At 50.9% G+C, this 738-nt stretch carries 1 protein-coding gene; it reads right to left on the minus strand.

All coding sequences use genetic code 11. The annotated features are described in order from the left end of the window. On the minus strand, positions 1–738 hold a 738-nt coding region (locus tag P0G09_RS15425), incomplete at both ends, for a hypothetical protein (protein WP_275253083.1).

Raw genomic sequence — 738 nt, forward strand, 5'->3', positions numbered from 1 at the left:
CACGGCTCTGTGCCTGATTGATGTGATCCAGAACTGCCCAGTCTGCAAAGAGGCCGTCAAAGAAGAAATCCGCAAATTTCAAAAAGCTGTCCACCGTAACCTGAAGGTCTGCGGTGATCTCAACATCGGCAAGCTCAGTTTTGAACCGCCGCAGTTCCACTTGAAGCTGTTCGATTTGTTCCTGTGCATCGTCCAGTTCCTCATACTTGGCAAGATCGGCCATCAAACCGCCGCCCATTACGTCCCATGTACTCCAGCCCTCGGCATTGTCGAGGGTTTTCAGAACTTCGTTGACCGTATGCAGGGCGGTCTTTCCGGCATTGATAGCTTCCAGCAGCTCCCGTTTTTGGACTTTCAGCGCGGCAATACGGCTTTCGCTTTCCGCAATCTGCTGTGCGGCATGGTGGGCAGATGCTTTGATGCTTTTGATTTTTTCGGAAAGAGCAGCTTGATACTGCCTTTCGCAATCGGACAGTCGTGCCAACCTATTTTGAATTTGTGCTAAATCAGCATCAACGGAAGAAAGGTCATGGAGAGCCGCATCGTACTTGACACGGGCTGCATAGGCTTCCTGCCGTTCCTTGTCCAGCTTTTCATCCATTTTTCCAATCACTTGATAGAAAAATGCGGCAAGGCTGTGTCCCTCCAGACGGTCCACATCAGCCTGCTCTGCCAGCTTGGATTTTTCCAGCTTTTTCAGGCGATCAGCAAGCGTATCTCTCTGGGCGGTCAGTTCTT

Origin of the sequence: Faecalibacterium sp. DFI.5.82 (assembly GCF_029076575.1) — a bacterium.
In the GTDB taxonomy this organism is placed as follows: Bacteria; Bacillota; Clostridia; order Oscillospirales; family Ruminococcaceae; genus Faecalibacterium; species Faecalibacterium duncaniae.